The organism is Mycobacterium persicum (assembly GCF_002086915.1).
Classification (GTDB): Bacteria; Actinomycetota; Actinomycetes; order Mycobacteriales; family Mycobacteriaceae; genus Mycobacterium; species Mycobacterium persicum.
Genome location: NZ_MWQA01000001.1, coordinates 3,672,114 through 3,679,791, shown reverse-complemented (window position 1 = coordinate 3,679,791; position 7,678 = coordinate 3,672,114). Strand labels below are relative to the sequence as shown.

Below are 7,678 nucleotides of genomic sequence, written 5' to 3'. Positions count from 1 at the left end.
CCCCACTACTCCACCTCACCCCCACCCTCTCCCCACTCCCCCCCCCCCCCCCACCCCCCCCCCCCCCCCCCCCCCTCCCCCCCCCCCCCCCCCCCCCCGCCCCCCCCCCCCCCCCCGGGCCCGAAACCCCCCCCCCCCATTCCCCCGGGCCCCCCCCGGCCCCCCCGGCGGGGAGGTCCCCCCCCCCCCCCCCGCCCCCCCGGCCCCGCCGCCGCCGCCGTTGCCCCACAACCACCCTCCGGCACCACCAGTGCCGCCCGCTGCACCCGCGCCGCCGGCACCCCCGATCCCGCCATTGCCGATCAGCCCGGCCGCCCCGCCGGCGCCGCCGTCTTGCCCCGCAGCGCCTGACCCACCGGCTCCGCCGTTACCGAACAACAACCCACCCGCACCGCCGTTAGCCCCGGTTCCCGGCGTCCCGTCAACACCGTTGCCGATCAACGGGCGCCCCAATAGCGCCTGGGTGGGCGCGTTCACCATGTTGAAAAGTCCCTGCAGCGGGTCAGCATTGATCGACTCAGCACTGGCATACATCAGCGCGCCGGTACTCAACGCGTGCACAAACTGGTCATGAAACAGTGCCGCCTGCCGGCTGACCGCCTGAAACTCCCGAGCGTGGCCGGAGAACAGCGTCGCGATGGCTGCGGAGACCTCGTCGGCACCAGCGGCGGCCAGTAGGGTGGTCGGCCCTGCTGCCGCCAGATTGGCGTCTCCGATCAACGAGCCCATTCGCGCCACATCTGAGGCCACCGCCGCGACCACCTCGGGCGCCACGCTTACCAACGACATCGCCATACCTCCGACCAATGCGGGACCGAAGGCGCACTCCTGTACATGGCCAAAGCCGTTGCAAACAAAGCCAATAACGCACCAGCCAGGCCAGGGTGACCTCGGTCACACACGACGCTAAGCAGCACGGCCGCCGTGGTCTAGCAAAAGATTGCGAACACACCGTTGCGTCTCACGCATGCTTGGGTAATGCACAGCGCCGCAACCCTTCCCGTGCGTCAGATTCGATACCAGGATCGGGCGTTGTCGCTGAGCCGTTGCGAGGCGTCATCTCCCAGAGTGTCGCTGATCACGTCGAGGTCTTCTGCTGTGAACGCGCGAGGCGCCCGGGTGCCGGGCAGGTCGGTGCCGAACATCAGGGCCTGAGGGTTGACGGCGTCGATGCGGCGCAGCGCATCGGCAACGTTGAGGCTTAAACGCCCGAATCCCGTTGCTTTGACTCGTATTCCGCGATCGACCGCATCAAGCAGCCGAGGCAGCCCGGCCGCCGACAAGCCTAGATGATCAATGCTGATCCGGGAGCAGGCGGGCCAACTGCGGGACAAGTTCGGGCAATCGCGCAGCGTCGACGTAGAGCTCGGTGTGCCAGCCAGCGACGTCATGGGCCCACGGCTTGCGCTTGTGGGCCCCACCCCGCAGCGCGTCGGCGCTGGCATACGGCCCCGCGCCGCGGCTACCTCGGGTGCCACACCTGTGGGGCAGCTAACCGAGGCTACATGCGCAACACCGTTGCCATGAAAGGTAATCCGCAGCTGCCCGGTCCCTCGGCCAAATGCTTGAAGCCACATGGGCCGACTACCGGCGCCTTGCGGTAGTTTGCGAACGGACCGTTGCGCCGCGCACAAGCGACGAAGATCAGCCGTGTTGTCCCGCAGCGCCGTCGTTGCCGACGCTGCCATTGGCGCCCGCACTGCCCGACAGGAATCCCGTACCGCCCGCGCCGCCGGGACCGTAGGCACCACCGGGACCGCCTGGGCCGCCGGCCCCGCCTACGCCGCGGTCGCCCGCGCTGCCGGCCATCCCGATCAATCCCCCGGACCCGCCGGTGCCTGCGGTGGTCCCAGCCGTGCCACCGTTACCGCCGGTGCCACCGTCCCCGCCGTTACCGCCGTCGCCGCCGTTACCGCCCAGGACGTCGGGGGTCCCGCCTTCAGCGTTGCCGCCTTGGCCACCCGCGCCGCCGGCCCCGCCGGTACCGCCGCTACCACCGGCGCCGCCGCTGCCGCTGCCGCCACCGGCGCCACCGACGCCGACGAGGCGGCCGCCATTACCGCCGTTGCCGCCGGCGCCGCCGGCACCGCCGGCGCCGCCGTTGGACAGTGAATCGCCGCCGTCACCGCCATGACCACCGGAGACAGTGTCCTGGCTGTCCTGCGGGTAACCATGAGCTGCCCAGTCTCCGTTGGCGGTGCCACCGGCCCCGCCCTCACCACCGGCTCCACCGGGGGCGCCGGTGCCGCCGATACCCCCGACGCCACCGGCCCCGCCCGCGCCCCCGTCGCCCAGCAGCAGGCCGGCATTGCCGCCGTTGCCGCCCGCACCGCCGTTACCACCGGCGCCCGCGGCCACGCCGCTTGGGGCACCGTCGCCGCCGTTACCTCCGACACCGGCGTAAGCGGCTCCTTGGGACCCCACGCTGGAGCCACCGGCACCACCGGCACCACCGGCACCGCCCGGTCCGCTGCCGTTGCCTCCATTACCACCGTTGCCACCGTTGCCGTACGAGCCGATCCCGTCGGTGCTCCCGGTGCCACCGGCCCCTCCGGCGCCGCCGTTGCCACCGCCAGGACCACCAGGACCGCCGTCGCCCCCATTACCGCCTTGGGTGCCCGGAGCGCCGTAGCCCGGTGCGGACACGTCGCCACCCGCGCCGCCGTTGCCGCCGTCTTGGCCGTTACCGCCCTGAGGTCCTGCCGCGCCGTTGCCGCCGACGGCCGGATTGGGCGGGGGCGGCTGACCGGTGCCGCCGTAGCTTTGCCCGGCCGGTCCGGTCGCCGGGTTGGCGACGGCCGCGGGGTTAACGGCGTTCGCCCCGACGATGCCGGCGCCGCCCTGACCGCCGTTGCCGCCCGAGCCGATCAGACCGGCGGCATTGCCGCCGTCGCCACCCCGCCCGGGGCTATCGCCATGGACGCCCGCCATGGCCGACCCGCCCTGGCCGCCGTCGCCTCCGTTGCCGATCAGCCCGCCACCGGCGCCGCCGTGACCACCACCTGCGCCGGCCCCACCGGCCCCGCCAACACCACCATCGCCCCACACCAGGCCACCGCTACCGCCTTGCCCCCCGGCCATGCCCACCGATCCGGCCCCGCCGGCCCCGCCTCGGCCGAACAATCCCACCGCCGACCCGCCATCACCACTGGCGCCACCGACAATCGGACGACCGTGGGCATCAAGCCCGCCGACTCCACCGCGACCCCCGTTGCCGCCGTTGCCGTACAGCAGCCCACCCGCACCGCCGCTTCCGGCCGCCGCGCCGGCTCCGCCGTTCCCGCCGCCACCGCCAGCGCCTAGCAACACCGCCGACCCGCCCTGGCCGCCCACACCGCCGGCCCCGCCCACCCCACCGGAGCCGCCGCTGCCCCACAACCAGCCGCCGGCCCCGCCGTTGCCGCCGGCCGCTGCCAGTCCGCCGGCTCCGCCGTTGCCGCCATTGCCGATCAGCCCGCCGGGCCCGCCGGTGCCACCATCTTGGCCCGCTGCTCCCGAGCCGCCGTTGCCGCCATTGCCCACCAGCAGCCCGCCGGCCCCGCCGCTGGCACCAGTACCCGGCGCCCCGTCGGCACCGTTGCCGATCAGCGGACGTCCAACCAGCGCCTGCGTCGGTGCGTTGATCACATCCAGCAACTTCTGCAACGGCCCGGCATTAACCGCCTCCGCGCTCCCATAAGCCGCCGCACCCGCATTCAGCGCCTGCACAAACCGCTCATGAAACAGCACTGCCTGCCGGGCGACCGCCTGGAATTCCCACCCGTAACCGGAAAACAATGCCGCAGCGGCCGTCGACACCTCGTCGCTGCCAGCAGCGGCCAGCATGGTCGTCGGCGCCACTGCCGCCAGATGGGCCTCCCCGATCGCCGAACCAATCGGTGTCAGATCCGATGCGGCGGCCGCCACGGCCTCGGACGAAACGCTTACGAACGACATTCGGCCTACCTCTCAGCGTCCGGGGGCGACCGAAAGTCCGTCGCGCTCAGCGGATGACGCTATGCAGGAGAGGTAGCAGCGTCTAGCAGAAGCTTCAGTGCACAGTCTTGCGTCTGACGCAAGTAGAAGGCGCCGCAGCTGGGGTACAGACGATGCATCGGCTTCTGATCGGCGCAACAGACGCCGCCGGGCTGCGTCCGACAGGATCACCTATCGCCAGCGGGCTGCAGTTCGGGGACGCAGGGGCAGACGGATCGTTGCAGTGAATGCAAGTCTCTATTCGCAACCTTCTGCTAGACGCAGATGTGTTCCGTCCATAACGTGGCGTCATAAGCGGGAATGCGCTGGTCAGGTGGGTTAAGCAGCGCCTTCTCGGCAAACGACGGAGACCGAACGACCACGCGCTGCGTGGCGGCATCAGCGTGCGGCCCATCGGCTGATTCCCCGCGGCACGGCCTCGGACGTAGTTGAGGAAGTGAAATGGATTTCGCGCTGCTGCCCCCGGAGATCAATTCGGTGCGTTTGTACCTGGGCGCCGGCTTGCAACCGATGTTGCAGGCGGCGGCCGCATGGGCGGGCCTGGCGACGGAGCTGAGCTCGTCGGCCGCGTCGTTCGCCTTGCTGACCTCGTCGCTGACCGGTTCCGCCTGGCAAGGTCCCGCGGCCGCGGCAATGGCGGACGCGGCCTTGCCCTATCTGGGCTGGCTGAGCGCTGCGGCGGGCCAAGCTGACCAAACAGCCGGCCAAGTCACGCTCGCGGCCGCCGCGTTCGAAGCCGCGCAGGCAGCAACGGTGCATCCCACGCTGATCGCGGCCAACCGCGCCCAATTTGTCTCGCTGGTGCGCTCGAACCTGTTGGGGCAAAACGCGCCGGCGATCGCCGCGGCCGAGAGTCAGTACGAACAGATGTGGGCCCAGGACGTAGCCGCGATGTTCGACTACCACGCCGGGGCTTCGACCGCCGCCGCCGCGTTGACACCGTTCATCCCGACGGGAGCCCGGGCAGCGCTCGCCGGCGCATTGCAGAACCTCGGCTTGGCGAACGTCGGCGACGGCAACGTCGGCAACGCGAACATCGGCAACGCCAACATCGGGTCCGGAAACACCGGCAGCGCCAACATCGGCAGCGCCAACGTCGGCAGCAACAACGCCGGCTTCAGAAATTCCGGACCACTGGCAACGGCGGGCCTCAACAATATCGGTCTGGGCAATACGGGCAGCAACAACTTCGGTCTGGGCAACACCGGAGACGGCAACGCCGGCTTCGGAAACACGGGCACCGGCAACATCGGCATCGGACTGACCGGCAACCATCAGGTCGGATTCGGCGCGCTCAACACCGGCACCGGCAATATCGGCCTATTCAACACCGGCACCGGAAACATTGGTATCGGAAATTCAGGCTCCGGGAACTTCGGCATCGGAAACTCCGGCAACTACAACACCGGCTTGGGCAATGCCGGCAGCGTTAATACCGGTTTGTTCAATTCCGGAACCGCCAACACCGGGATGGCCAATCCGGGTAATTACAACACCGGCTTCTATAACCCGGGCGTCTCCAACACCGGCGGCTTCAACACCGGCAACTACAACACCGGCTATTTCAACGACGGCAGCTACAACACCGGTGTCGCCAACTCGGGCAACGTCAATACCGGCGCTCTGATCTCGGGCGACTACAGCAGCGGACTCTTCTGGCGGGGTGACTACCAAGGATGGGGCCCGGGCTTCGGCAACACGACGAGCATGCCGTCATCGGGGTTCTACAACAGCGGCTCCGGCAGCGCGTCGGGCTTCGGCAACGCTGGCTCCAACAATTCGGGGTTCCTGAATTTCGCTACCGGACCCTTGGGCAACTCCGGATATTTCAATGCCGGAGGGCTGGAGTCGGGCCTGGTGAATACCGGAAACACCATGTCGGGCGTTCTCAACACGAGCACGTTGAGTCTCGCCACCGCGGCCCATCTGTCGGGTGTGGCAAACACCGGAAGCCAGATGTCGGGGATCCTCGGAGGGCCGTGGCGCATCAACTTCGGGTTCGCCGACAGCGGCACGCTGAATTTCGGTAACGCCAACCTCGGCAACGTCAACCAGGGCAGCGGAAACGTCGGCAGCACCAACCTCGGCAGCGCAAACCTCGGCAACGTCAACATCGGCAGCGCAAACCTCGGCGGTTTCAATGTCGGCTCGGGCAACCTCGGCAGCCATAACGTCGGCTCCGGCAACCTGGGCAGCCACAATTTCGGCCCGGCCAATCGCGGCGACCATAACGTCGGATTCGGCAACGCGGGCAACGACAATCTCGGTTTCGGCAATGACGGCATCGGCAATGTCGGCCTGGGAAACACCGGCACCGGCAACATCGGCATCGGTCTCACCGGCGAACACCAAATCGGATTCGGCGCCCTCAACACCGGCACCGGCAACATCGGCCTATTCAACTCCGGCAGCAACAACGTCGGCGTGTTCAACTCCGGCACCGGCAACGTCGGCATCGGCAACGCCGGCACCGGCAACTGGGGCATCGGAAACGCGGGCGCCTGGAACTCCGGCATCGACAACCCGGGCACCGCCAACACCGGCCTGTTCAATCCTGGTGTCGCCAACACCGGCCTGGCCAATGCCGGAAACTACAACACCGGCAACTTCAATACGGCCAGCTTTAACACCGGCAACTTCAATCCTGGCGCGTACAACACCGGCGACTACAACAGCGGCGACTACAACACGGGCTGGTTCAACACTGGCAATACCAACACCGGCGCATTCGACAGAGGAAATTCCAACAACGGCTTTTTTATCAGCGGCGATAATCAGGGCCAGTTCGGCATCGACCTTGCCATCACCACCCCGACGATTCCCATCAACACCGACTACATCATCCCGATCAACCAGGTGGTGCAGTTCGGTGGCAACACCATCACCATCCCCGGCTTCACCTACCCGCAGAACTCCTTCCTGGACGGCTACTTTTACTTCGGCCCCTTCAATATTCCGCCGTCGACAATCACTCTTCCCTTGGTGACGCTCAATATCGGAGGCCCGACCACCGTCATCGATATGAGCTTCATCGGCGCGCTCGAGGGGCGCACGATTCCGATTCTCGATATTCCGGCGGGTCCGGGTTTTGGGAATGCGACGGGCGGTCCGTCGTCGGGGTTCTTCAATCAGGGCAGTGGCAGTTCTTCGGGGTTCGGTAACTTCGGGGCGAACAATTCCGGCTGGCACAACTCCGCGATCGGCGCTCTGGGCAACTCGGGGCTGGCCAACCTGGGGGCGTTGCAATCGGGCCTGTTCAACCTGGGCAACTCGGTCTCGGGCTGGTACAACACCGGCACCGCCGGCGTGGGCGCCCCGGCGCAGCTGTCCGGGCTGGCCAACGTCGGCACCGACCTGGCCGGCCTGCTGCACGACGGCCCCCAGGCCACCGTGTTCAACCTGGGCCTGGGCAACCTGGGTCAACTCAACCTCGGCTTTGGCAACACCGGCGAGCTCAACTGGGGCAGCGGCAACGTCGGCAGCGCCAACGTGGGCAGCGCCAACCTGGGCAGCCTCAACCTGGGCAGCGCCAACATCGGCAGCACCAACATCGGCTTCGCCAACACCGGCCCACACCTAAGCGCCGGTCTTGCCAATATCGGACTGGCCAACACCGGCAGCCACAACCTGGGCCTGGGTAACTTCGGTGATGACAACATCGGCGTGGCCAACACCGGCACCGGCAACATCGGCATCGGCCTGA

At 68.3% G+C, this 7,678-nt stretch carries 3 protein-coding genes and 1 pseudogene; 1 reads left to right on the top strand and 3 read right to left on the bottom strand.

The genetic code is table 11. The annotated features are described in order from the left end of the window. Positions 1-18: 18 nt before the first annotated feature. The 3 genes and pseudogenes from B4U45_RS16795 to B4U45_RS16785 all read right to left on the bottom strand — a co-directional run. Positions 19-789, bottom strand: a pseudogene (locus B4U45_RS16795) (PE family protein); the annotation flags it as partial. Positions 790-1,007: 218 nt separating this feature from the next. Next, on the bottom strand, positions 1,008-1,391 hold the full coding sequence (locus B4U45_RS16790; protein ID WP_183155067.1) for a hypothetical protein: 384 nt from the start codon (positions 1,389-1,391) through the stop codon (positions 1,008-1,010). Between the two features lie 253 nt (positions 1,392-1,644). Further along, positions 1,645-3,936, bottom strand: coding sequence for a PE family protein (locus B4U45_RS16785; RefSeq protein WP_219858748.1), 2,292 nt, complete (start codon positions 3,934-3,936; stop codon positions 1,645-1,647). A 480-nt stretch (positions 3,937-4,416) separates the two neighbouring features. Here B4U45_RS16785 and B4U45_RS16780 point away from each other — a divergent pair. Further along, on the top strand, positions 4,417-7,678 hold a 3,262-nt coding region (locus B4U45_RS16780), incomplete at its 3' end, for a PPE family protein (RefSeq protein ID WP_219859463.1).